Here is a 22,829-nt window from a genome sequence, read left to right as displayed (position 1 = left end):
AGAAACGGGCGGCGCGGCGGGCTCGGGCTCCGGCGCGGGCGCAGGGGCGGGAGCCGCGGCGGGCTCGGCGGCCGGGGCGGTGGCGCCCGCCTGGCCGTTCTCGTCGATGATGGCCAGCTCCGCGCCGACCTCGACGGTCTCGTCCTCAGCCACGACGATCTTGGTGATGACGCCCGCGGCCGGCGACGGGATCTCGGTGTCGACCTTGTCGGTCGACACTTCGAGGAGCGGCTCGTCTGCCTCGACGCGCTCGCCCTCCTTCTTCAGCCAACGGGTGACGGTGCCCTCGGTCACGCTCTCGCCGAGCTGGGGCATCTGTACGGAGACCGGCATGGGTTATGTCTTCCTCGAGATTATTAGTTGTGCACGTGCAGGGGCTTGCCGGCCAGCGCCAGCATGGCCTCGCCCATGGCTTCTGACTGAGTCGGGTGAGCGTGGATCAGCTGGGCGACCTCTGCGGGCAGCGCCTCCCAGTTGTAGATCAGCTGACCCTCGGTGACGAGTTCGCCGATGCGGCGCCCGACCATGTGGACGCCCACGACGGGGCCGTCCTTCTGGGCGAGGACCTTGACGGCGCCGGCGGTGCCGAGAATCTGGCTCTTGGGGTTGCCCGCGAGGTCGTAGACCTGCTCCACGATCTCGATGCCGCGCTCAGCGGCCTGGGCCGAGGTCAGGCCTACCGAGGCCACCTCGGGGTCGGAGTAGGTGATCCTGGGCACGCCCAGGTAGTCGATGGGCGGCGGGTTGAGCCCGGCGATGTGCTCGGCCACCATGATCCCCTCGGCGAAGCCGGCGTGCGCCAGCTGCGGGGTGTTGATCACGTCGCCGATGGCGTAGACGCCGGGCAGGGTGGTCTGGCAGTGCTCGTCGACGTTGACGGTGCCGCGCTCGACGGCGATGCCCTGCTCCTCGAAGCCCATCCCGGCGGAGACCGCGCCGCGGCCTACGGCCACGAGCAGGATCTCGGCGTCGAGCGTCTTGCCGTTGGCGAGCGTGACGATCACGCCGGTGTCGGTGGTCTTGACGCTGTCGAAGAAGACGCCCAGCTCGTACTTGATGCCGCGGCGGCGGAATGCCCGCTCGAGCAGCTTGGAGCTGGACTCCTCCTCGGTCGGCAGCAGGTGGGGCAGCGCCTCGACGATGGTCACCTCGGCGCCGAAGGAGCGGTAGACGCTGGCCAGCTCGACGCCGATGACGCCGCCGCCGAGCACCACGACCGAGGAGGGCACGTGGTCCATGACCAGCGTGTGCTCGCTGGTGATGACGTGCTCGCCGTCGATCTCGAGCCCGGGCAGCGACTTGGGCGCCGAGCCGGTGGCCAGCACCAGGTTCGTGCCCTCGATGACCTCGGAGCCCACCTGGACCTGCCGCGGCCCGACCAGGCGCCCCTCACCTTCGACGACGGTCACGCCGGCGGACTTCAGCAGGCCCTGCACGCCCTTCCAGGCGCGCGTGACGATCCTGTCCTTGAACGCGTGGACGCCGGGGACGTCGATGCCCTCGAAACGGGCCTTGACGCCGAAGGACTCGCTCTCGCGGGTCTCGTCGGCGACCTCGGCCGAGTGCAGGAGGGCCTTGGTGGGGATGCATCCCCGGTGGAGGCAGGTGCCGCCGATCTTGTCCTTCTCGATCAGTGCGACGGACTTGCCCAGCTCGGCCGCCCGCAGCGCGCACGCGTATCCGCCGCTGCCGCCACCTAGGACGACGATGTCGTAGGCCACAGGAAGGCTCCTTGTCGGGTTCGTGATGCCGTCATCTTTTCATTTGTTTCAAGCGGACGCGTGCCGCTCGGCCAGTCCGATGAGCGTGCGGGTGATGGCGCCGGTGCCGCCCTTGGGGGTGTAGCCGTGCGGCTCGCCCTTGTTGAAGGCGGGGCCGGCCATGTCGATGTGCGCCCAGCGCACGCCGTCGGGCACGAACTCCTTCAGGAAGATGGCCGCGGTCAGCATGCCGCCCCAGCGCTCCGGGTGGAGGTTGGCGATGTCGGCGACCGGGGAGTCGAGGCCCTTGCGCAGCTCGTCGGGCAGCGGCATGCCCCAGGCGGCCTCGCCCGCGGCGCCGGCCGCCTCGACGACCAGTTCGCGCACCTCGTCGTCGTTGGCCATGACGCCGGCCGTACGCCAGCCGAGCGCGACGATCTGGGCGCCGGTCAGCGTGGCGACGTCGACGATGAGGTCGGGGCCGTCCTCGGCGGCGCGGGCGATGCCGTCCATGAGGACCAGGCGGCCCTCGGCGTCGGTGTCGAGCACCTCGACCGTCTTGCCGCTGTAGCTGTGGAGCACGTCGGAGGGCCGCTGCGCGGTGCCCGACGGCAGGTTCTCGGCCAGGCAGAGGTAGCCGACCACGTTCACCGGCAGGCCCAGCTTGGCGATGCCGACCAGCGCGCCGAAAACGGCACCCGCGCCGCCCATGTCGGACTTCATCCAGTCCATGGAGGTGGTCGGCTTCAGCGACAGGCCGCCGGAGTCGAAGGTGATGCCCTTGCCCACGAACGCCAGCGTCTTGGCGGCCTCGGGGTGGCTGTAGGACAGGCGGACCAGGCGCGGCGGGTTGGCCGAGCCCTGGCCGACGCCGATGAGGCCGCCGTAGCCGCCGTCCTTGAGCTGCTTCTCGTCCAGGACCTCGATGTCCAGGCCGACCTCGCCCGCGGTCTGCTCGGCGATCTCGGCGAAGCGCGCGGGCCACAGGTCCGACGGCGGCGTGTTGACCAGGTCGCGCACCAGCTTCACAGAGTCGGCCAGTACGGTGGCCCGCTCGGCGACCGCCTGGTCGGCGTCGGTCAGGACCGTGAGCTCCTCGACGGGGGCCTTGGGGGCCTCGCCCGTGCGGTAGCGGTCGAACCCGTAGGCGCCGAGCAGCGCGCCCAGGGCCACGGCCTCGGCGTCGCCGTCCAGCGCCAGGGCGGCGCGAGCCGTACCGGTCAGGGAGCGGACCGAGGCGCCGGCGGCGCGGCGCAGATCCTCGACGCCGTCGCCCACACCGACGGCGACCAGCAGGGGCGCGGCGATGGCGCCGAAGGTCGGGATCTTGGCGATCTCGCCGGGCTTGGCGGAGAAGGCGACGGCCGCCAGCGAGGCGGCCAGTTTCCCGTCGAAGGCGGCCTCGAGGCCGTCCGCGGCGGGGCGGGGCCCATCGGGGCCAGACCGGAATCCGACGATCAGTGCGTCGGTGTCGAATGAGACGGGATCTGCTGAGTTCAGCCGCACGGTGGTCACGTAAACCGATGCTATCCAGGGTTTCTAGCTACTCACAAACAGGGGTTCATCCTACCATTCGACGTGATCGGTGGAATAGTGCTAGCGTCATTAGCACCATGTTGCTGACGCTGGATATGAACGACTCGCGGCCGCTGCACGAACAGGTGGCCGCCGCGATCCGCCGCGCGATCGGCGAGGGCTCCTACGGGCCGGGCGACCGCCTGCCGCCCGCCAAGGACCTGGCCGACGCGCTGGGCATCAACGCCAACACCGTGCTGCGTGCCCTGCGCGACCTGCGTGACGAGGGGCTGCTCGAGTTCAGGCGCGGCAGGGGCGTGAGCGTGGCCGGTGGTGCCGACGCCCGCGCGCTGCTGGTCCAGCGCGCCCGCGAGCTGCTCGACGAGGCCAGGAGGCACGGCTACCGCCGAGAAGACCTCATCACGATCCTGGAGGACCTGTCATGAACCCCCGCACTCTCGCCGTCGGATGGGGGCTGATCGTCACCGCGGTGCTCATCGTGATCCCCCTGTCGGTGCGCGACCGGCTGCCCGAGCCGCTGGCCACCCACTGGTCCGACGGCCCCGACTCGGCCAGTTCCTTCACCCGCTTCCTGATCATCAGCGTGCTGACCTGGGCGGTGCCCTGGGCGATCGTGACCGGCATCGCGGTGCAGGGGCGGATGTTCCAGCGCCGCCTGAGCCGCATGTACTGGTGGGGCTTCCTGTTCGGCGGCGCCGTCTTCGTGACCGGCATGGAGCTGTCGACCCTCTACGCCAACCTCGACAGGCAGTCCTGGCACCAGGCCGTGCTGCCGGGCTGGGTGGTGATCGCCGTGGTGACGGCGGCCGTCGGGATCGGCATCCTGGCCGGGTACGCCGGCAGGGGAGAGCCCGACCAGCTCTCACCCGCGGGCGAGGGCGTGCCCCGGCTGCGGCTGCGTCCCGGCCAGCGCTCGGTCTGGGTCAGCCGGGTGGTGAACCCGTGGCTGATGGCCATGGCCGCGGCGGCGGGCGCCGCGCTGGTCGTGACGGGCGGGCTGACCCTGCTGGGCGTGCTGTCGCGCGAGGACCTCGGACGGCTGCTGCCGGGCATGGCGATCGTGCTGGTCGCCGGCCTGGCCACCTCCTCGGCCACGGTGCGGGTGACGCAGGACGGCCTGGCCATCGGGTTCGGGCCGTTCGGCTGGCCGGTGCGGCGCATCCGGCTGTCGAAGATCGACCGTGCCTGGTCCGAGGTGCGCTACCCGAGCCAGGTCGGCGGCTGGGGCCTGCGCGGGCTGCCGGGCATGGCGGCCATCATGCTCCGCGGCGGCGACTGCCTGATCCTGCGCTACCGCTCCGGCGGTCAGCTGCTGATCAGCGTCGACGACGCCGAACGGGGCGCATCCCTTGTCAACGCGTTGATCGAGGAGCGAGCATGAAGATCTTCCTGCCCGTGGCGTTCGGGCTGTCCTGGCTGGTGGCCTTACCGCTGTGGCTGGGCGGCGGGCTGGCCTCGCCGTACTTCCGGCTCCTGGGCATCGCGATGATGTTCACGCCCTCGCTGGGCGTGCTGGCCGTGTGGCTGCGCAGCCGCACCCCGTTCCGTCAGTGGGCCCGCGAAACCGGGCTCACACTGGGCCCGCGCCCCGGCAGGGCCGTTCTGGTCGGCCTGAGCGCCTGGCTGGGCACCGTCGTGCTCGTCCTGGTGGCGGGTGCGCTGAGCGCCGCCGTCGGCCTGGTCACGCTCGACCTGCACGACTTCGCCACCTTCCGCGCCGTGCTCGCCTCGCAGGGCGTGCCCGTGCCCGCCAACATGGGCGCGATCGTCGCGATCCAGGTCGTGTCAGCGATCCTGACCGCTCCGATAGTCGGCGCTCTGCCGTCGCTGGGGGAGGAGTGGGGCTGGCGCGGGTGGCTGCTGCCCACGCTGGTGCGCTCGCGCGGGCTGTTCTGGGGGCTGGTGCTCTCGGGCGTCATCTGGGGGCTGTGGCACGCGCCGCTGACCCTGCTCGGCTACAACTACCCCAATCTCGGCCCGTGGGCCGCGGCCTACTTCGTGGTGACGTGCGTGTTCATCGGCTTCCTGTTCGGCTGGCTGCGATTGCGCACGGGCAGCGTGTGGCCGTCGGTGATCGCCCACGCCACGCTGAACGGGACCGTCCCGCTCATCTTCCTGTTCGCCACCAAGCCCAACCTGGCGCTGGCTGGCCTCACGGGAGTGGTGGGCTGGGTGCTCATGGGCCTGACCGCGCTCGCCCTCTACAGATTCCTGCCCGTACGGCAGGCCTCACCGGAAGGCGGCGCAGATCACGAGGCAGCCGGCCGTGGCGACCTCGACCAGCGCGCCGAGCACGTCGCCGGTCACGCCGCCGAGCCGGCGCCCGGCATGCCGGAGCAGCAGCAGTGACGCGCCGAGCCCGGCGACCACGCCCACGGGGATGACGGGCTGACCGAGAGCGAGCCCGGCGACCGCGGCGACCACGACGGCGGCCGCGGTCACGGCCCACGCCGCGGCCGGCCGTACGGTGCCCGAGACCATCGCGCCCAGGCCGCCCGGCCGGGCGGCGGGAACGCCCGCCCGGCAGGCCCAGGCCAGGGTGAGGCGCCCTGTCACGCAGGCGGCGATCAGGCCGGCGGGGCCCGCCGCCGTGAGGGCGGCCGCCTGGACGAGCAGGGTCAGCACCAGCGTCATCACGCCGAACGGCCCGATGTCCGACTTCTTCATGATGTCCAGCGCCTGCGCGGCGGGCTTGCCGCTGCCGAGCCCGTCGGCCAGGTCGGCGAGCCCGTCCAGGTGCAGCCCGCGCGTCATGCCCGCGAGCAGCGCGAGCGCCAGCGCGGCGCCGAGCAGCGCAGGTCCGGGAAGCAGCAGCGCCAGGCAGGCCAGGCCGCCGAGCACGAGCCCGACCAGGGGAGCCAGCAGCATCGCCTGCCCCGCCACCCGCCGGTCGACCCGCTCCACCCTGACGGGGAAGGCGGTGAGCGTGCCGGCCGCGAAGCGGAGCCCGTCGATCACTGCAGCTCGTCGAGCAGGCGGTAGTAGGAGAGCCGCCCCTCGTCGAGGGGCTGGAGCCCGTAGGCGGCCAGGAACTCCTCGCGCTCGCCCGGCCCGGTCAGCTCGCGCAGCGCGATGGCCAGGTCCACGTGGCGGTCGGCCACGCCGAGCGCGCCCAGGTCGATCAGGACCGGCTCGCCGGCCGGGGGCGCCAGCACGTTGCCCGGCGTGAAGTCGCCGTGCGTCACCACCAGGTCCTCCGCCGCGGGCCGCTCGGCCTGCAGCCGGTCGAGCACCTGCTCGGCCGTCATCCCCGCGTGGTCGGGGTCGAAGTCGCCGGTGTCCACCAGCCCGGCGGCGACGCGGGCGGTCACGCGCGCCAGCTTGACGTCGAGCCGCTCGTCGAACGGGCACTCCTCGACCGGGATCAGGTGCAGCCTGCGCAGCACCTCGCCCATCCGCGCGGCCCTGACGGGGGCCTTGGCCCGCTCCAGGCTGGCCCACCCCACGTCGCCGGTCACCAGCGCGTCGCCCTCGAAGGCCACCACGTCAGGCACCGGGAGCCACCGCTTCAGCCAGCGCAGCCGCGCGTGCTCGGCCACCGCCGCGGGACCCTGCTTGACGAAGAACCGCCCGTCAGGGTTGGTGACCCTGAGCGTCACTCCGCTCCTGCCCTCGTGATCGTCGGACCAGACCGCGTCGTCGCCGAACAGATCCAGAATTCCCCCTGGAAGGTGCATAGTCGCCGATACTAGAGCGGCACCGGGCGGCCCGCTACGAGCAGGGTCACCTCGTCCGACTCCTCCGCCAGGCGTTCGTTGAGCCGTCCGAGCGCGTCCCTGAAGGCCCTGCCGCTGGCCGTGGCGGGCACCACGCCCAGCCCCACCTCATCGGACACGGCCACGATGCGCTGCGGCGCGTGCCGCCACGCCTCGGCCAGCTCCTCGCACCGCCCGGCGACAGGTGCCCGGTCGCCGTCCCACGCGCCGTGCTCGTCGAACACCGCCGCCAGCCACGTGCCCAGCCCGTCGATCAGCAGCGGCGTCCGCGCCTCGCGGATCGCCGCAGCCAGGTCGGTCGTCTCCAGCGTGTCCCAGTGCGCGGGCCGGCGCTCGCGGTGCAGCTTCACCCGCGCCGCCCAATCGGCGTCGTCCGCCTCCGACGGGCCGGTCGCGACATAGGTGACGTACGGCTCGGCCGCCAGCCGCAGCTCCGCCTCGGCAGACTTGCCCGACCGCGCCCCACCCAGCAGCAGCGTCCTCCTCGGCAGCGGCCGGGGAGCCGCCTCGACAGGAAGGACCGTCCCGTCGGGAACGGCCACCGCCCCCCAGAAGGCCAGCCGCCTGGCCAGCTCCTCCTCCGAGCGGATCCGGTGGTCCAGGCCCACGGCCACCACCTGTGTCGCACTGTCCACCGCTCCGCGCCTGCGCAGCAGCCCCAGGTGCTCGGGCGCCTCGAGCAGGTCCATTAGGACCAGGTCGTAGCGGCCCTCGGGTACGGGCTCCAGCGGCGAGTACACCAGGAGCCCGGGGGCCGGGCCGTCGACCCGCAGGTCGAAGGGGCGCCGATGGCCGGCGGGGAGGCGGGCGCACGAGGCGCACGGGCAGCCGGGCTCCGGCCACCCGCGCGGCCCCGCCGTACCTTGGAGCTGGACGGTCACCCGCCCGAGCGTACGGGAGCCTTGGCACGGCGGCGGGTGGCCACCACGGCGCCGCCGGCGACGAGCACCAGCGCGCCCGCTCCGCCGAGGATCCAGGTCAGCGGCAGCCCGCCGCCCTGCGAACCGCCGGCCGCGGGCGCCGGCGCCGCGCCGCCCTTCTCCTTGGCCGGGTACTGGTTGACGGCCACGACGTCGCCCTGCGGGTTCACCTTGGCGTCGGCGGCCAGGGCGAGCAACTGGGCGGCGGAGGCGTTCTCCGCGCCGCTGACGCACTTGAGCAGGCCCTGGGCGGGCGGCGTGTCACCGGGGTAGGCGTCGGAGGCGGCGTCGCCGAAGTCCACCTGGACCGCGACCCGCTTCTGGCCTGAAGAGGCCGCCTGCTTGCCGCACACCTGGTCGAAGGCCGGCTGGTCGCCGCCGGGCGACTCGGCCGCCGACCCGTCGGCCGCCACCGAGAAGCGCCAGCCGATCACCGAACCGTCCTTGGGCACGTCCGCCGGGGTGGCGGCCAGCCAGGCCGTGCCGTCGCTCTGCCAGACGCTCCAGACCCTGGCGGCGTTCGGATCAGGGCCGCCGGGGACGGGATTGCCGGGTGACACGGGAGGGGAGGAGAGGAACGCAGTCGCCACGAGGGCAACACCGAACGCGCGCAGCATCGATCGACCTCCGAGCTCGGGAGTAGGGTTCCAATGCCGTGCGGAGGGTGCGCCCGGCGAACCCGCGGAACTTCTGCGAAATGGGAGCGTATGGCATGACATGGCGGTGGCGTTATGAAAATGCAAATGGTGGTGAGGTAACGGATCGTCCTTTGCCGCGCGAGGTTTTCCCGAGCCAGGCGGACGCCGAGTCGTGGCTCGGCGAGAACTATCGTGAGCTGCTCGAATCCGGCGTTGAGCAGGTCGCGTTGCTCGAGGAGGACCGCGTCGAATACGCGGGATTGTCATTGCGCACGGAGTGAACTCCGATAAAAAGAAAAACCCCTCGTGACTCGAGGGGTTTTTCTTTTCAAAAGTGATCAGGGGCGCCTGGGCGGGCTCACGGTCTTGCCGGGATCCCGCTCGACGACCGGGCCGAGCACGTCGTCGATGCGCTTGAGCACGTCGTCGTCGAGCTTGACGCCTGCGGCCTTGACGTTGTCGCGGACCTGCTCGGGCCTGGAGGCTCCGACGATGGCGCTGGAGACGTTCGGGTTCTGCAGCACCCAGGCCACCGCCAGCTGGGCCATGCTCAGCCCGAGGTCGGCCGCGATCGGCTTGAGCTCCTGCACCCTGCTCAGCACGTCGTCGGCCAGCATCCGCGAGATGAAGTTGCCGCCGGTCGGGTCCGTGGCGCGCGAGCCCGCCGGGGCCGGCTGGCCGGGCAGGTACTTGCCCGTCAGCACGCCCTGCGCGATCGGCGACCAGACGATCTGGCCGACGCCCTCGCGCTCGCTCAGCGGCACGATCTCCGACTCGATGACCCGCCAGAGCATCGAGTACTGCGGCTGGTTGGACACGATCCGGTCGAAGCCCATCTCATCGGCGATCTTCAGCGCCTGGCTGATCTGGTCGGCCGACCACTCGCTCACGCCCACGTACAGGACCTTGCCCTGGCGCACCAGGTCGTCGAAGGTCTTGAGCGTCTCCTCGAGCGGCGTCTCGAAGTCGAAGCGGTGCGCCTGGTACAGGTCGACGTAGTCGGTCTGCAGGCGGCGCAGCGAGCCGTGGATCGCCTCGGTGACGTGCTTGCGCGACAGGCCGCGGTCGTTCTGGCCGGGACCGGTCGGCCAGTAGACCTTGGTGAAGATCTCCAGCGACTCCCTGCGCACGCCCTTCAGCGCGCGGCCGAGCACCTCTTCGGCCTTGGTGCCCGCGTAGACGTCCGCGGTGTCGAACGTGGTGATCCCCTCGTCCAGGGCGGCCTGCACGCACTGCCTGGCGGCTTCCTCCTCGACCTGGGAGCCGTGGGTGATCCAGTTGCCGTAGCTGATCTCGCTGACCTTGAGACCGCTGCGGCCGAGGTGTCGGAATTCCATACTTCCGACCTTAGGGTGTCGCCGTGGTTGATCAGGTTTCGGGATAGGGTGCCCGACGTGCTGAAGCTCGTACGGGCGGCGCTGACCGCGGCCGTCCTGGCCGCTGTGGCGGTACGGCTGCGCCGCCGGGCCCGCCCGCGCGAGGCCGCCCCGCCACCTCCAGGCACCGCACCGGCGGCCCGCCGCCGTGGCGGCGGCATGCTGGCGCCCTGGCTGGCCATCCTGGCCGTCGTGGGCGCCGTCGTGGCCGTCCTCGCCATCAAGCCCGGCCCCATCGGCGCGGCCGAGCGCCCCGCCGCACCGGCGAGCCCCATCGGCTGGGTGAGCCCCAGCCCCGGGCCGACGCCGAGCTCCACCCCGGCCCCGACCCTGTACGCGGTCCTCGAGGACTCGTGCCATCCGCGACCTGCGGCGATCGTGGTCCGCCCGCTCGACCCCGCCGTGCGCGGGGAGGTCACCCGCGAGTGGCGCCGCATCGAGCGCCGCCACCGGGGCGGGGCCGTGCTCGGCCGCCCCGGCAGGGCCCACACCATCGCCGTCGCCGAGGCGCAGATGGGCATCCGCTTCCCCGACGACCTGCGCGCCTCGCTGCTGCGCCACAACGGCTTCACGCTCAACGGCGTGCGGTTCCTGACCATCCGCGAGATCCGCGACGCCTGGCGCACGATCTGCCACGACCCGGCCAGGGCCGGACTCATCCCCATCACTGGGGGGACGTCCCTCCTGCCTCGCGACGGCGCCTACCTGGCCGCCGTGCGCGAGGCCTCCTGAGGGAGAACCCTCACCTGCTGGCGTCGGTGAGCGCGTGCGGGTGGTGGTCGTGCTGGGCCCGTAGCGCGAGTACGGCGGGCGGGAACACCACCAGCGGCCGCATCATCCCCTCGTCCTGATGCTCGAGCAGGTGGCAGTGGTAGGCGTAGCGCCCGGTGCCGCCCTCGAAGCGGCCGGCCACCGTGACGCTCTCCGCCCTGTCGACCCGGATCACGTCCTTCCAGCCCTGCTCGTTCGGGTCGATCGTGCCTGCCGAGAGGCGCACCAGCGGCTTGGTCGTCGTGCCGTCCTGCACGCTGAACCCGGAGATGTCGTAGACGTCGCGGCTGAGGATCTGGAAACGCATGAGATGGATGTGCATCGGATGCAGCGCGGGCGCCACGTTGACGAAGCGCCACATCTCCCAGCCGCCCAGCTTGGCGAAGAAGTTCACGGCGTCGTCGGGCATCCTGGCCACCCGGCGGTAGATCTTGTCGTCGAGCTGCACGACGCCCTCGGTGCCCGGCTTGGCGTCAGGGTCCTGCTCCATCTCCCACATCTGCGCGTGGTCGCCGCCGCCGACCATGGTCATCACGAGGCGGTGCTCGTGGTCGGCGGGGATCGCGTCGTGGTTGATGCGCACGAAGCTGGGCGAGACGACCGCGGGCAGGGTGAAGTCGTTGTCGGGCCGCCTGTTCGCCACCCGGAACTCCATCACCTGCGGGAACGGGATGTTCTGCGCGGGCGCCTCCTGGCCGGGGGTGACGCCCGGCGTGGTGTTGACGAGCTTGAGCTTCCTGCCGGGCCTGGCGCGGAAGTCCACCAGGATGTCCGCACGCTCCGCCGGCGCCAGGATCAGCGGCCCGTCCACATCCACGGGCTTGGGCAGCAGGCCGCCGTCGGAACCGATCTGCTTGACGGCCCCGGTGACGACGCTGCCGTCGGCCTCGTCGATCAGCTGGAGCCGGAAGACGCGGGCGTTGGAGGCGTTCAGCACGCGGAAGCGGTACCAGCGCGGGTCGACGTCCAGATACGGCCAGATCACGCCGTTCACCAGCGTGAACGGCCCGGTGAACGGCCGGGTCACCACCTTCGGGCTCGTCGCGGCGATCTGCACCTTGTGCAGCAGGTCGCCGGTAAGCCGTCCGGCGTCGTCCTGGTCGAGGTTGCGGTCGCACAGCACGAGCGGGATCTCGTGCCCGCCGCGCGGGAGGCCGAGCGCGTCCTCCTCCTCGTCCCTGATCAGGTAGCTGCCCAGCAGCCCGGAGAAGACGGTCCAGGTCCCGACGTGCATGCCGTGGTCGTGGTACCACAGCGCGGTGGCCGGCTGGTCGTTCAGGTACTCGGCGGCCTGCGCCTCACCGGGGCGCAGCCCGTTCTCCGACCAGCCGTCGTTGCCCGCCGCGGTGACCGCGCCGTGCAGGTGCGTCACCAGCCACGGCGGGATCGCGGCCACGTCGGCGCGCGGCATGGCGCCGCCTCTGCCCGGGTCGTTGACCGGCGGCGGCGTGGCTGCCGGCACCTGGACCGCGGTGACGGGCACGGTCTCGTCGCCGATCCGGTTGGTCCACGCGATGCGGACCTTCTGGCCCCGCCGTACCTCGATCGTGGGGCCGGGGAAGTGGCCCTCGTAGGTCCACAGGCGGGTCGGCGGGAGCTGCGAGTGCAGGCGCCTGCGTACCGAGCGCAGCTCCAGCGTCACCTCGCGCCCGCGCGGCCTGAGCACCGGCGGGATCGGTAACGCGTCCTGGAAGGGTGTGAGCGTGGCCACGGCCGGCTGGTCGGGCCCTGCCAGGTCGGCGACCTGACTGTCGGGCGGCGCGGGCTCGGCCCGCGCGGCCTGCGTCAACGTGCCCGCCGTGGCGATCGTCGCGGCCGTTCCCGCTGCCACGCCGAGAAACCCCCGTCTGCTTGTCTTCACTTGTTCTCCCCGTCGGCTGAGTTGGTACCCCAACGGGTGTGACGCCAGTGACGACTCACAGGTTTGCCCCGATATAACGAAATATCGGGAAATGTCGGTTATTTCTTTACGGGCACCGGCTTGCCGCCCGGCTTCACCGCGGGCGGCGGGAAGCGCAGCTTGCGGATCTGCAGGGCGCGCATCGCGGCGTAGAAGCCCACGCCCTTGAGGCTCTCCTTCGGATACTTCTCCGCGACCAGCTTCTTCACCTTCCACGCCACGAAGACGGAGGTGAACAGCACGCCGATCATCATGATCGGCCAGCCGAGGGTGATGGTCCAGCTGAGCACCTGGGCGCGGACGGCCATCGGCCAGGGAATCCACGTCAGCGCCAGGATCAGCAGCGAGAACGGCAGGAAGTACTGGCTGGGCAGGCGGCGCGAGTCGACCCAGTCACGGGCGAACTTGCGCGCGGGGCCCTTGTCCCTGGCGGGGAAGTAGCGCTCGTCGCCGGCCAGCATGCCCTGGCGGGCGCGCTCGCGGTCGGCGGTCTGCTTGGAGCGGGCCTGCCGGTAGGCCTCCTTGCGGTCCTTCGGCGCGGAGACCGGCTGGCGCCTGCGCCCTTCGGCATCCCGGCGCTTGGGTGTGGGACGACCCTTACCCTGAGGCTTAGGATCGTCTTCGGGGACGGGGGTGTCGTCCACGGAGGTTTGGGAACGGCGTCGCAACACACGTCAACCCTACCTGGAAGGCAACTTAGTGACGCCCCCGTGCGTTATGCGTAGGGTAATCCCAAGGCGGCTGCGCTGCACTGGGTGAACACCAGCACGACCTAAGAAGGGGACGGCCGACGCGCATGAGCGTGATGAAGAGACTTTCAATGATCTTCAAGTCCAAGGCCAACAAGGCCTTGGACAAGATGGAAGATCCGCGCGAGACCCTGGACTACTCCTACCAGCGGCAACTCGAGCTGCTGCAGAAGGTGCGCAGGGGTGTGGCGGACGTGGCCACGTCGCGCAAGCGAGTGGAGCTCCAGATCAACGGCATCGAGGCCCAGGCGAAGCGGTATGAGGACCAGGGCCGCAAGGCGCTGTCCGTCGGGCGCGAGGACCTGGCCCGCGAGGCGCTGCAGCGCAGGTCCAACCTGCAGACGCAGATGGCCGATCTGAAGATCCAGCACGACAACCTGCAGGCCGAGGAGGAGAAGCTCACCACGGCTTCCCAGCGGCTGCAGGCCAAGGTCGACTCCTTCCGCACCAAGAAGGAGACGATCAAGGCGACCTACACCGCGGCCGAGGCACAGACTCGCATCAACGAGGCGTTCTCCGGCATCTCCGAGGAGATGGGCGACGTCGGTCTGGCGATCCAGCGCGCCGAGGACAAGACCGCGCAGATGCAGGCCCGCGCGGGAGCCATCGACGAGCTGCTGGCCAGCGGTGCCCTCGACGACTTCAGCGGCACCCGTGGCGACGACATCCAGGCCGAGCTCGACCGCATGGGCGGCGGCATGGACGTCGAGCTGGAGCTGGCCCGCATGAAGGCCGAGCTCGGCCAGGGCCCGGCTCCCAAGAGCGCCATCGAGCAGGGTCAGCCGCAGCAGCAGGCCCAGCCCCAGCAGCAGCCGCACACGCAGCAGCTGCCGCACCAGGGGGAGGGCGCATGATCGTCAGAATCATGGGCGAGGGTCAGGTCGACATCTCGGCCGACGACATCGCCGTGCTGAACGAGCTCGACGGAGAGCTGGAGTCGGCCATCGAGACCGGCAACGAGGACGTCTTCCGCGCCAAGCTGCACGCCCTGCTCGACAAGGTGCGGGCCGTGGGCAAGGCGTTGCCCGACGACAGCCTCGAGCCGTCGGAGCTGATCCTGCCGCCCGCGGACGCCTCGATCGACGAGGTCCGGGAGATGCTGGGCGACCAGGGTCTCATCCCGGGCTGACCGTGAGCACCCGCTTCGCGTCCGACAGCGGCCTGACCCGCCGCATGGTCGTGACGATGTTCCTGCTGGGCCTGCTCTACGTGGCGTTCGTGGCGGTGCTGATCGCCGTCGGCATCAGCGCCGTCACGGTGTTGCTGATCGCGGCGGCGCTGCTGTTCGCGCAGTACTTCTTCTCCGACCGCATCGCGCTGTACGCGATGCACGGCCGGGAGGTCACGCCCGAGCAGGCCCCGGAGCTGCACGGCATCATCGACCGGCTGTGCGCCATGGCCGACATGCCCAAGCCACGGGTGGCGATCGCGGATTCGGACGTCCCCAACGCCTTCGCCACCGGCCGTAACCAGAGCAAGGCCGTGGTCTGCGTGACGACGGGCATCCTGCGGCGGCTGGAGCGCGAGGAACTCGAAGGGGTGCTCGCCCACGAGCTGTCACACGTCGCCCACAGGGATGTGGCGGTCATGACCATCGCCTCGTTCCTGGGCATCGTGGCCGGGCTGATGACCAGGTTCGCCCTCTACAGCGGGCTCGGCCGCAGCCGCGACAACAGCGGCGGCCTGCCCATCGGGCTGATCATCATGCTGGTGTCGATCGTGGTGTACGCGATCAGCTTCCTGCTCACGCGGGCGCTGTCGCGCTACCGCGAACTGGCCGCCGACCGGGCAGGGGCGCTGCTCACGCAGAAGCCCTCGGCGCTGTCGAGCGCGCTGTACAAGGTCAGCGGCGAGATGGCCAGGATCCCCACGCGCGACCTGCGCGAGGCGGAGCCGTTCAACGCCTTCTACTTCGCGCCCGCGCTGGCCAACCGCCAGTCGATCGCCAACCTGTTCTCCACGCACCCCACGCTGGAGCGCCGGGTGGCGGAGCTGGCCAAGATCTCCGCCCAGCTCGGAAGGGGTTGACCGCCGCGTGAGCTGGTGGGATGCCCTGCTGGGCCGTTCCAAGCCGGTCAAACCCAACCTCGACGCGCTGTTCGCGCTGCCGTCCGCGGCCATCACGCTGCAGGCCGCCACCGGTCTCGTCCCCACCGGTCTCGGCTCTGTGTCCTTCCGTGCCGCGGAGGGCGGCGCGTTCGCCACGCTCGAGCGCGACGTGAAGGCGTTGCTCGGCGACCGGGTCGAGCAGTCCGACGACGCCTACGGCTACACCTGGTTGCTGGTGCGCCGTGACCCTGACGCCGTCAGCGACCTGGTCACCGAGCTGCACGCGGTCAACTCCTCGCTGGAGGACGCCGGGTTCGGCCCCTCGCTGCTGTGCTCGCTGGTGTCCTTCGCCGACCAGGACGGCCGCCGCCTGGCCGTGGTCTACCTGTACAAGCGCGGCACCTTCTACCCCTTCGCTCCCAGGCCTGGCCAGCGCCGCGACAACCCCCTGGAGCTGGAGGCCCGCGGCGTGCTTGCCGACGAGCTGCCGCTGGAGGAGGATCTGGGCCGCTGGTTCCCCGTGTGGGGGGCTCCAGGACTCTGAGTGATCTAATGATCACGTGGAGCGAAGACTGATCCTGGCCGCGGCCTGCGCGTTCATCATCGCCGCCGTCCTGTTCAGCGCCTGGGCGCCCGGGCAGTTCGCCACTCCAGGCGTCGACAGGGTCAACGGTTACGTCAGCGAGCTCGCCGCGCGCGACCAGCCATGGTCGCCGCTGTTCCGCACCACCGACGCGCTGGCGGGCCTGGCCTGCCTGCTCGGGATCGCCGTCCTGCCCGTCGCGCGTGGCGACGGACGCACCGGCGCGCGCGGGCCGTGGCGCTGGGAGCAGGCCGGATGGCCGGCACTGGCCCTGTTCGGGCTGCTGACCATTGCCGATGCCGCCTTCCCGCTCGACTGCGCGGCGCTCAGCGACCCCGCCTGTGAACGGGGGCCGCTCTCGTTTTCCCACCACGCGCACGCCGTGCTCAGCGTGCTGGCGGTACTGGCCGTGCTGGCGGCGATGGCGCTGCTGAGCCCGCCCTCGCGGATGTCGTGGGCGCTGACCACCACGATGGCCGCCGTCACCCTGCTCCTGCTGGCCGCGATCGCCGCGGGCAGGCTGGCCGGCGTGGCCCAGCGCGCCCAGGTGACGATCGTCGCGATCTGGCTCGTCCACCTGGCGCTCAGGCTGCTCTCGCAGGAGGCGGTACGGCCGGTCGCCCACCTCCACGTGATCGACCAGGGCGAGGGCCCCGCCGTGGTCATCACCGACGGCATGGCGGGAGCCTGGTACCACTGGGACCGCGTCGCCGCCGCCCTGGCCGCCACGCACCGCGTGATCCGCTTCGACCGCCCGGGGCTCGGCCGCAGCACCGCCGCCCTGACCACCCCCACCCTGTACGGCGAGGCCGCCCGCCTGGCCGCCCTCGCCCCGCCCCACCCCGAGCACGTCACGGTCGTGGCCCACTCGGTGGCCGCCTGGCACGCCGAGGCGTTCGCCCGCCTGCACCCGCTGCGCATCCGCGCCCTGGTCCTGGTCGACCCCAGCCCGCTGCCCAGGAGGGAACGGCGCACCAGCGCGGCGGGCAGGGCGATCGGCCGCTGGCTGCCGGCGCTCGGCGGCACCTGGGGAGCCGGGGCGATCGCCAGGCTGGCAGGGCCCGCCGTACACAGGATGGTCACCGGGGTCGCCGACGTGCCCGGCGTCTACCGCGAGGGCCAGGTGCTCGCGGCGGCCGCGGGGGAGTGGCTCGCCTTCCGTGACATGGCCGCCGACCTGCGCCAGATCCGCCGCGAGCACGCCTTCCCTCACGTGCCCGTGACGGTGCTCAGCGCGGGCGGTTCACGCAGGCGGCACGAGGAGCTGGCCGGGCTGCTGGAGGCCAGGCTGGTGCGGCTGCCGGGCTTCGGCCACCAGGTGCAGGTCACAGCGCCTGAGGTGATCATCCAGGCGGTTTGACGGAGCGTAGTCGGGTATATCCGGGCAATGACGGCACGATGGGGGTGGGTGCCGAGGGTTCTCGCGGGCGCGTTCGCTGTGGTCGCGGTGTACTCGGCCGTCATCGCGCTGGTCAGGCCGCTGCGGCTGCTCCTGCAGCCGATCACCACGGCCGTCAACGACTACGTCTTCCCCGTCGAGCCCAACCTGGCCTACGCGGTGTTCATGGCGCTGCTCGCGGGGGCCATCGCGCGGCGCAAGCGGGTCGCCTACCGGCTGCTCATGGTGTTCGTGTGGCTGTCGCTCGTGCTGCTCGTGCTGTTCGGCGCGCTGACGCTGATCGCGCCCGAGCCGGACGTGCACCTGGGGCCCGTCGTGGTCAGCGGCGTGTTCACCGTGGTGCTGCTGGTCGTCCTGCTGCTGGCCAGGCGCGAGTTCTACGCCAAGGTGCAGCGCGCCTCCTTCCGCAAGGCGCTGCTCGTGCTGGCCGGCGGCCTGCTGGTCTCCCTGGTCGTCGGCTACGGCCTGATCACCGCGTTCCCCGGCACGCTGCGGGCCTCCGACCACTTCCAGTGGGTGCTGGAGAAGGTGTTCGGCGGGGCGCTCACGCTCGACTTCGACCGGCAGGGCCACGGCCCCGCCTGGGTGTCCTTCGTGATCGGGCTCATCAGCGCGATCGCGCTGCTGGCCGCCGCCGCGGTGTTCTTCCGCTCGCAGCGCGCCACGGCCGAGCTGCCGCCGGGCGACGAGATCAGGATGCGGCAGCTGCTGGCCGCCGACGGCGAGCGCGACTCGCTCGGCTACTTCGCCACCCGCCGCGACAGGGCCGCGATCTTCTCCCCGAGCGGCAAGAGCGCGATCTCCTACCGGGTCGTGGCCGGCGTCAGCCTGGCCGGCGGCGACCCGATCGGCGACGTCGAGGCCTGGGAACCGGCCATCCGGTGCTGGCTCGACCAGGCGCGCGAGTACGGCTGGACCGCCGCCGCCATCGGCGCGAGCGAGGAGGGCGCCCGCGCCTACGACCGGGCCGGGCTCAAGGTGCTGCAGCTCGGCGACGAGGCCGTCGTCCGTGTCGCCGGCTTCAGCCTGCAGGGCCGCGACATGCGGGGCGTACGGCAGGCCGTCCACCGCGTCAGGCGCGCCGGGTACACGCTGCGCGTGCGCCGCCACGCCGACCTGCCGCAGGAGGAGATGCGCGCCGTCATGGCCAGGGCCGACGCCTGGCGCGACACCGAGACCGAACGCGGCTTCTCCATGGCGCTCGGCCGCCTGGGCGACCCGGCCGACGGCCGCTGCGTGCTGGTGGAGGCGCTGACCGCGGAAGGCGACGAGGCGGCCGTGCTGTCGTTCGTGCCGTGGGGCGAGCACGGGCTCTCGCTCGACCTCATGCGCCGCGACAGGGAGTCCGACAACGGCCTGATGGAGTTCATGGTGACCGGCCTCGTCGAGGCGGCACCCAAGCTGGGCGTGGACCGCATCTCGCTCAACTTCGCGGTCTTCCGGGCCGCTTTCGAGCAGGGCGCCCGCATCGGCGCGGGCCCGGTGCTGCGCGCCTGGCGGAGCCTGCTGCTGTTCTTCTCCCGCTGGTGGCAGCTCGAGTCGCTCTACCGTTCCAACGTGAAGTACCGCCCCGAGTGGGTGCCGCGCTTCCTGGCCTACGCCGACACCCGCGACCTGCCCAAGGTCGGCATCGCCTCGGCCATCGCCGAGGGCTTCCTGGCGGGTCCGAGCCTGCCGACGCTGCTGCGGCGCGGGGCCGAGCAGCAGATCCCTGCCCAGGCCGCCGCCCTGCTGCCGGAACCGGCAGCCGAACCCCCGGGCGCGCCGGTCAAGCAGCAGGTCGGGGTCCGCACCGCCAAGCTCGGCCAGGTGGCCGAGCCGTACCCGGTGAACTTCGCGCGCACGCACACGACGGCGCAGGCCGTCACGGTCGGCGAGCCGGTGGCCGTGGCGGGACGCGTCATGCTGATCCGCGACCACGGCGGCGTGATCTTCGTCACGCTCCGCGACTGGGCGGGCGAGCGCCAGCTCATGCTCACCGATCCCGCCACGATGCGGTCGTGGCGGCAGGTCGTGGACCTCGGCGACCACGTCGGCTGCCGTGGCCGGGTGACCACCTCCGCGAAGGGTGAGGTGTCGGTGCTGGTCGAGGACTGGACGCTGACCGCCAAGTGCCTGCACCCGCTGCCCGACAAGCACCTCGGGCTGTCCGATCCCGAGGCCAGGGTCAGGCAGCGGCACCTGGACCTGATCACCGACCCCCGCTCGCGCGAGGTGCTGCGCCTGCGCGCCGCCGCCGTCCAGGGGCTGCGCGACGGCCTGATCCGGCGGGGCTTCCTGGAGGTGGAGACCCCGATCCTGCAGCCGGTGCACGGCGGCGCCAACGCCCGGCCCTTCCACACCCACATCAACGTCTATGACCTCGACCTGTACCTGCGCATCGCGCCCGAGCTGTATCTCAAGCGGCTGTGCGTGGGCGGGGTCGAGCGGGTCTTCGAGCTCGGCAGGACCTTCCGCAACGAGGGCGTGTCCTACAAGCACAACCCGGAATTCACGATGCTGGAGGCCTACCAGGCCTACGCCGACTACCGGGTCATGCTCGACCTGGCCAGGGAACTGATCCAGGAGGCGACGCAGCGGGCGCTGGGCGGGCTGGTCGTGCAGGGGGTGGACATCTCCGGGGAGTGGCCGGCGATCCCCGTCAACGAGGCGATCTCCCACGCCGCCGGCGAGGAGGTCACCGCCGACACCTCCGCCAAGGAGCTGAGCAAGCTGTGCGACCGGCTGGCCGTGCCGTACAGCCCGAAGTGGGGGCGCGGCCAGCTGGTGCTCGAGCTGTACGAGCGGCTGGTGGAGGAGAAGACCGTGGCGCCGACGTTCTACCTGGACTTCCCCGCCGACGTCTCGCCGCTGACCAGGCCGCACCGCGACGACCCGCGGCTGGCCGAGCGGTGGGACCTGGTGGCCTTCGGCGCGGAGATCGGCACCGCCTACTCCGAGCTGGTCGACCCCGTCGAGCAGCGGCGGCGGCTGACCGAGCAGTCGCTGCGCGCCGCCGGAGGCGATCCGGAGGCGATGGAGGTGGACGAGGACTTCCTGGGGGCGCTGGAGTACGCGATGCCGCCGACGGGCGGGCTCGGGCTGGGCGTGGACCGGCTCGTCATGCTGCTGACCGGCGCGTCCATCCGGCAGACGGTCACGTTTCCGCTGGTGCGTCCGATGAAGAGGTGACGCGGAGCGCGGCGACCCACCAGAATGGCGGGAAAAGACGCATACGTGGGGGTTGCGATGTCGGACCTCTCGGCCCTGCGGCCAGGGGATCCCGAGACCGTGGGGGAGTACGCCCTGAGCGGGCGGCTGGGCGAGGGCGGGCAGGGGACCGTCTACCTCGCCACGGCTCCGGACGGTGCCAAGGTCGCGGTCAAGCTGCTGCGCGCGGACCTGGCGGGGGACCACGAGGCGTCGGAGCGGTTCGTGCGCGAGGTGGCGCTGGCCCGCCGGGTGGCGCCCTTCTGCACCGCGCAGGTCGTGGAGACCGGGCTGGTGGACGGCCGGCCGTACATCGTCAGCGAGTACATCGACGGGCCGACGCTGGCCGAGGTGGTGCGCACCCAGGGGCCGCGCTCGGGGGCGTCGCTGCACCGGCTGGCCATCGGGACGGTCACCGCGCTGGTCGCCATCCACCAGGCGGGCATCGTGCACCGCGACTTCAAGCCGTCGAACGTGGTGCTGGCCTCCGACGGGCCGCGCGTGATCGACTTCGGCATCGCGCGGGCGCTCGACCTGACCTCGACGCTGACCGCCACCGCCATCGGCACGCCCTCGTTCATGGCGCCCGAGCAGCTCAGCGAGGCCAGCCCCGGGCCGCCCGCGGACATGTTCGCCTGGGCGTGCACGCTGCTGTACGCCGCCTCGGGGCAGCCGCCGTTCGGGCACGACAGCCTGCCCGCGGTGGTCAACCGGATCATGAACACCGACGCCGACGTGAGCGTCATCGCCGATCCGGCGCTGCGCGGGCTCGTGGCGGACTGCCTGGCCAAGGACCCCATGCGGCGCCCGAGCGCGGGCCAGGCCCTGATGCGCCTGCTCGGCCACGCCCCCGGCGCCGTCACCCCGCCCGCCGCCGCCCCGGGCCTCCTCGCCCAGGGCACCGCCATCGCCTCCACCCCCGCCCCCGGCCACCCGTCAGGCCCTCACGGCCCGGCTTCCGGCCCCCACGGTCCGGCTTCCGGGCAGCGGGGTCCGGTGTCCGGGCCGCACGGGCCTGCTCGTCCTCCCGGGCCTTCAGGCCCCCAGGGTGGGGCGGGTCCGCACGGGGCCGGGCTGGGGCCGCACGGGACGCGGATGGCGCAGGGGCCGATGGTCTCCGGGACGGTCGGGCAGCACCTGTCGGGGCCGGTCCCGCCGCAGGGGGCTCCCAGCGGCCTGCCGTACCAGTTGCCGCCGCCGATGCGCACCCAGCCGACCCGCAAGCGCCCGATCGGGTGGATCGTAGCGGGCGCCGTCACGGGCGCGCTGGCCCTGGGCGCCGCGGGCACGCTGTTAGCGGTACGGCTCGCCACCCTGCCCACCCCCTCCCCGACCCCGACCCCCACCGCCTCCACGTCGACCGAGACGACGCCCACCCCCACCCCCACGCCGACCCCGTCCGTCCCCTCGACGGCAGGCCGGACGATCGCGCTGCCCGGCAGCTCGGTGCGGATCCAGGAGAGCGACGCCGACCCCCTCAAGCTGGTCTCCTACAGCATCGACAGCGGCAAGCGCGTCTACGTGCGCCACGGCGAGGACTTCCAGCTCAACTCCCGCTACTTCGAGTACGCGCTGAACAGCGACGGCACCAAGGCACTGGCCACCGACGTCGACTACACCAGCGACCACTACGCGCAGGTGTCGGTGATCGACCACGGCTCGGGCGCGAAGAAGTCCGTCAAGCTCAGCGCGGCCCCGATCTTCCCGACCACGCCGCGCTGGTCGCCCGACGGCAAGCTGGGCCTGGTCACGCTCTACAAGGCCACCACCTCCTCCAGCGTCGAGTACGGCTACGGCATCATCGACATCGAGGCGGGCACCGGCCAGATCTTCGAGGTCAAGGAGAAGGGCGCGGGGGAGTGGCGCTTCTTCTGGGACGCCGACGGGCAGTCGGTGGGCACCTGGGTGTCGGGCAAGATGAAGTTCTTCGACCTCAAGGGCAACCCCGTGCGATCCCTCACCGACGTGGGCTCCCCCGTCTGGGTGGAGGGCGACGACGTCTCGCCCACCGGGTCGCGCTTCCTGGCCCACTGCACCGCCGGCGGCGAGTCGATCTGCGTCCGCCCGACCTCGGGCGACGGTACGCCGGTCGTCGTGCCGTTCAAGAGCGAGCGGCTGATCGGCTGGTGGGACGACGACCATCTGGCCGCCTGGCGGGCCAAGGGCACCGGGACCGAGGCGGTTGTGATCGATCTGAAGGGGCAGGTCGTCAAGGAGCTCGCGACGGCGTCGTCCAAGACGGAGTTCGACAAGATGGGCTTCCGTTACAGCAGGGGCACGCCGTAGCCGGCTCACGATCGAGG

General features: G+C 71.9%; 22 protein-coding genes. 12 read left to right on the top strand and 10 right to left on the bottom strand.

The window, feature by feature from the left end; genetic code table 11:
* From KIK09_RS50195 to KIK09_RS50185, 3 genes are all read right to left on the bottom strand, one after another.
* Positions 1-333, bottom strand: a 333-nt coding sequence (locus KIK09_RS50195; protein WP_308164777.1) for a biotin/lipoyl-containing protein, incomplete at its 3' end; no start/stop codon positions are given.
* A gap of 23 nt (positions 334-356) precedes the next feature.
* The gene (gene lpdA, locus KIK09_RS50190) at positions 357-1,721 is read right to left on the bottom strand and encodes a dihydrolipoyl dehydrogenase (protein WP_214326679.1); all 1,365 of its coding nucleotides are present in this window, start codon (positions 1,719-1,721) and stop codon (positions 357-359) included.
* A gap of 48 nt (positions 1,722-1,769) precedes the next feature.
* On the bottom strand, positions 1,770-3,215 hold the full coding sequence (locus KIK09_RS50185) for a leucyl aminopeptidase (RefSeq protein WP_214326678.1): 1,446 nt from the start codon (positions 3,213-3,215) through the stop codon (positions 1,770-1,772).
* A 98-nt stretch (positions 3,216-3,313) separates the two neighbouring features.
* On the opposite strand from KIK09_RS50185, the gene KIK09_RS50180 reads away from it, so the two are divergent.
* The 3 genes from KIK09_RS50180 to KIK09_RS50170 are packed head-to-tail and all read left to right on the top strand — an operon-like array spanning position 3,314 to position 5,585.
* Complete coding sequence (locus KIK09_RS50180) at positions 3,314-3,661, top strand: GntR family transcriptional regulator (protein ID WP_214326677.1); 348 nt, start codon at positions 3,314-3,316, stop codon at positions 3,659-3,661.
* Complete coding sequence (locus KIK09_RS50175) at positions 3,658-4,617, top strand: hypothetical protein (RefSeq protein WP_214326676.1); 960 nt, start codon at positions 3,658-3,660, stop codon at positions 4,615-4,617. The genes KIK09_RS50180 and KIK09_RS50175 overlap by 4 nt, the downstream gene beginning before the upstream one ends.
* Positions 4,614-5,585, top strand: coding sequence for a CPBP family intramembrane glutamic endopeptidase (locus KIK09_RS50170; RefSeq protein WP_214326675.1), 972 nt, complete (start codon positions 4,614-4,616; stop codon positions 5,583-5,585). Before KIK09_RS50175 ends, KIK09_RS50170 begins: the two co-directional genes overlap by 4 nt.
* On the opposite strand, the gene KIK09_RS50165 is transcribed toward KIK09_RS50170, so the two are convergent.
* Genes KIK09_RS50165 through KIK09_RS50150 form a run of 4 tightly spaced genes read right to left on the bottom strand, consistent with a single transcriptional unit; the run spans position 5,466 to position 8,489 of the window.
* Positions 5,466-6,194, bottom strand: coding sequence for an adenosylcobinamide-GDP ribazoletransferase (locus tag KIK09_RS50165; RefSeq protein WP_214326674.1), 729 nt, complete (start codon positions 6,192-6,194; stop codon positions 5,466-5,468). The genes KIK09_RS50170 and KIK09_RS50165 overlap by 120 nt on opposite strands.
* The gene (locus KIK09_RS50160) at positions 6,191-6,913 is read right to left on the bottom strand and encodes an aminoglycoside 3'-phosphotransferase (RefSeq protein ID WP_214326673.1); all 723 of its coding nucleotides are present in this window, start codon (positions 6,911-6,913) and stop codon (positions 6,191-6,193) included. The genes KIK09_RS50165 and KIK09_RS50160 overlap by 4 nt, the downstream gene beginning before the upstream one ends.
* A gap of 11 nt (positions 6,914-6,924) precedes the next feature.
* Positions 6,925-7,833, bottom strand: coding sequence for a bifunctional adenosylcobinamide kinase/adenosylcobinamide-phosphate guanylyltransferase (locus KIK09_RS50155; protein ID WP_214326672.1), 909 nt, complete (start codon positions 7,831-7,833; stop codon positions 6,925-6,927).
* Positions 7,830-8,489: an SCO2322 family protein gene (locus KIK09_RS50150; RefSeq protein ID WP_214326671.1), complete on the bottom strand. Its 660-nt coding sequence runs from the start codon at positions 8,487-8,489 to the stop codon at positions 7,830-7,832. The genes KIK09_RS50155 and KIK09_RS50150 overlap by 4 nt, the downstream gene beginning before the upstream one ends.
* A gap of 95 nt (positions 8,490-8,584) precedes the next feature.
* On the opposite strand from KIK09_RS50150, the gene KIK09_RS50145 reads away from it, so the two are divergent.
* Positions 8,585-8,791: a hypothetical protein gene (locus KIK09_RS50145; RefSeq protein WP_214326670.1), complete on the top strand. Its 207-nt coding sequence runs from the start codon at positions 8,585-8,587 to the stop codon at positions 8,789-8,791.
* A gap of 57 nt (positions 8,792-8,848) precedes the next feature.
* On the opposite strand, the gene KIK09_RS50140 is transcribed toward KIK09_RS50145, so the two are convergent.
* Positions 8,849-9,847, bottom strand: a complete 999-nt coding sequence (locus KIK09_RS50140) for an aldo/keto reductase family protein (RefSeq protein ID WP_214326669.1) — start codon at positions 9,845-9,847, stop codon at positions 8,849-8,851.
* A gap of 57 nt (positions 9,848-9,904) precedes the next feature.
* On the opposite strand from KIK09_RS50140, the gene KIK09_RS50135 reads away from it, so the two are divergent.
* Complete coding sequence (locus KIK09_RS50135; RefSeq protein ID WP_214326668.1) at positions 9,905-10,618, top strand: SMI1/KNR4 family protein; 714 nt, start codon at positions 9,905-9,907, stop codon at positions 10,616-10,618.
* A 10-nt stretch (positions 10,619-10,628) separates the two neighbouring features.
* On the opposite strand, the gene KIK09_RS50130 is transcribed toward KIK09_RS50135, so the two are convergent.
* Positions 10,629-12,488 (bottom strand): multicopper oxidase family protein, encoded by a 1,860-nt coding sequence (locus tag KIK09_RS50130; RefSeq protein WP_308164776.1) that lies wholly within the window; start codon positions 12,486-12,488, stop codon positions 10,629-10,631.
* Positions 12,489-12,616: 128 nt separating this feature from the next.
* Complete coding sequence (locus tag KIK09_RS50125; protein ID WP_308164775.1) at positions 12,617-13,201, bottom strand: DUF3043 domain-containing protein; 585 nt, start codon at positions 13,199-13,201, stop codon at positions 12,617-12,619.
* Between the two features lie 152 nt (positions 13,202-13,353).
* Here KIK09_RS50125 and KIK09_RS50120 point away from each other — a divergent pair, with 152 nt between their 5' ends.
* Genes KIK09_RS50120 through KIK09_RS50090 form a run of 7 tightly spaced genes read left to right on the top strand, consistent with a single transcriptional unit; the run spans position 13,354 to position 22,812 of the window.
* A complete protein-coding gene (locus KIK09_RS50120; RefSeq protein WP_214326667.1) occupies positions 13,354-14,160 on the top strand; it encodes a PspA/IM30 family protein in 807 nt (268 codons plus the stop codon).
* Positions 14,157-14,435, top strand: a complete 279-nt coding sequence (gene pspAA, locus KIK09_RS50115) for a PspA-associated protein PspAA (RefSeq protein ID WP_214326666.1) — start codon at positions 14,157-14,159, stop codon at positions 14,433-14,435. The genes KIK09_RS50120 and pspAA overlap by 4 nt, the downstream gene beginning before the upstream one ends.
* Before the next feature lie 2 nt (positions 14,436-14,437).
* Complete coding sequence (gene htpX, locus KIK09_RS50110; RefSeq protein WP_214326665.1) at positions 14,438-15,334, top strand: zinc metalloprotease HtpX; 897 nt, start codon at positions 14,438-14,440, stop codon at positions 15,332-15,334.
* 7 nt (positions 15,335-15,341) lie between these two features.
* A complete protein-coding gene (gene pspAB, locus KIK09_RS50105) occupies positions 15,342-15,899 on the top strand; it encodes a PspA-associated protein PspAB (RefSeq protein WP_214326664.1) in 558 nt (185 codons plus the stop codon).
* A 16-nt stretch (positions 15,900-15,915) separates the two neighbouring features.
* Entirely contained in the window at positions 15,916-17,298 is a 1,383-nt protein-coding gene (locus KIK09_RS50100) for an alpha/beta fold hydrolase (protein WP_214326663.1), read from the top strand.
* 27 nt (positions 17,299-17,325) lie between these two features.
* On the top strand, positions 17,326-20,508 hold the full coding sequence (lysX, locus tag KIK09_RS50095) for a bifunctional lysylphosphatidylglycerol synthetase/lysine--tRNA ligase LysX (protein ID WP_214326662.1): 3,183 nt from the start codon (positions 17,326-17,328) through the stop codon (positions 20,506-20,508).
* 57 nt (positions 20,509-20,565) lie between these two features.
* On the top strand, positions 20,566-22,812 hold the full coding sequence (locus tag KIK09_RS50090) for a serine/threonine-protein kinase (RefSeq protein ID WP_214326661.1): 2,247 nt from the start codon (positions 20,566-20,568) through the stop codon (positions 22,810-22,812).
* Positions 22,813-22,829: the final 17 nt, after the last annotated feature.

Source organism: Nonomuraea sediminis, from assembly GCF_018531495.1.
Taxonomy (GTDB): Bacteria; Actinomycetota; Actinomycetes; order Streptosporangiales; family Streptosporangiaceae; genus Nonomuraea; species Nonomuraea sediminis.
This window is presented reverse-complemented; position numbering and strand designations above follow the sequence as displayed.

Coding starts and splice junctions, on each gene's coding strand:
- KIK09_RS50145 (WP_214326670.1), top strand. CDS start 8,585: ATGACATGGCGGTGGCGTTATGAAAATGCAAATGGTGGTGAGGTAACG.
- KIK09_RS50090 (WP_214326661.1), top strand. CDS start 20,566: ATGTCGGACCTCTCGGCCCTGCGGCCAGGGGATCCCGAGACCGTGGGG.
- lysX (WP_214326662.1), top strand. CDS start 17,326: ATGACGGCACGATGGGGGTGGGTGCCGAGGGTTCTCGCGGGCGCGTTC.
- KIK09_RS50140 (WP_214326669.1), bottom strand. CDS start 9,847: ATGGAATTCCGACACCTCGGCCGCAGCGGTCTCAAGGTCAGCGAGATC.
- KIK09_RS50160 (WP_214326673.1), bottom strand. CDS start 6,913: ATGCACCTTCCAGGGGGAATTCTGGATCTGTTCGGCGACGACGCGGTC.
- KIK09_RS50175 (WP_214326676.1), top strand. CDS start 3,658: ATGAACCCCCGCACTCTCGCCGTCGGATGGGGGCTGATCGTCACCGCG.
- KIK09_RS50170 (WP_214326675.1), top strand. CDS start 4,614: ATGAAGATCTTCCTGCCCGTGGCGTTCGGGCTGTCCTGGCTGGTGGCC.
- KIK09_RS50180 (WP_214326677.1), top strand. CDS start 3,314: ATGTTGCTGACGCTGGATATGAACGACTCGCGGCCGCTGCACGAACAG.
- KIK09_RS50150 (WP_214326671.1), bottom strand. CDS start 8,489: ATGCTGCGCGCGTTCGGTGTTGCCCTCGTGGCGACTGCGTTCCTCTCC.
- KIK09_RS50120 (WP_214326667.1), top strand. CDS start 13,354: ATGAGCGTGATGAAGAGACTTTCAATGATCTTCAAGTCCAAGGCCAAC.
- pspAA (WP_214326666.1), top strand. CDS start 14,157: ATGATCGTCAGAATCATGGGCGAGGGTCAGGTCGACATCTCGGCCGAC.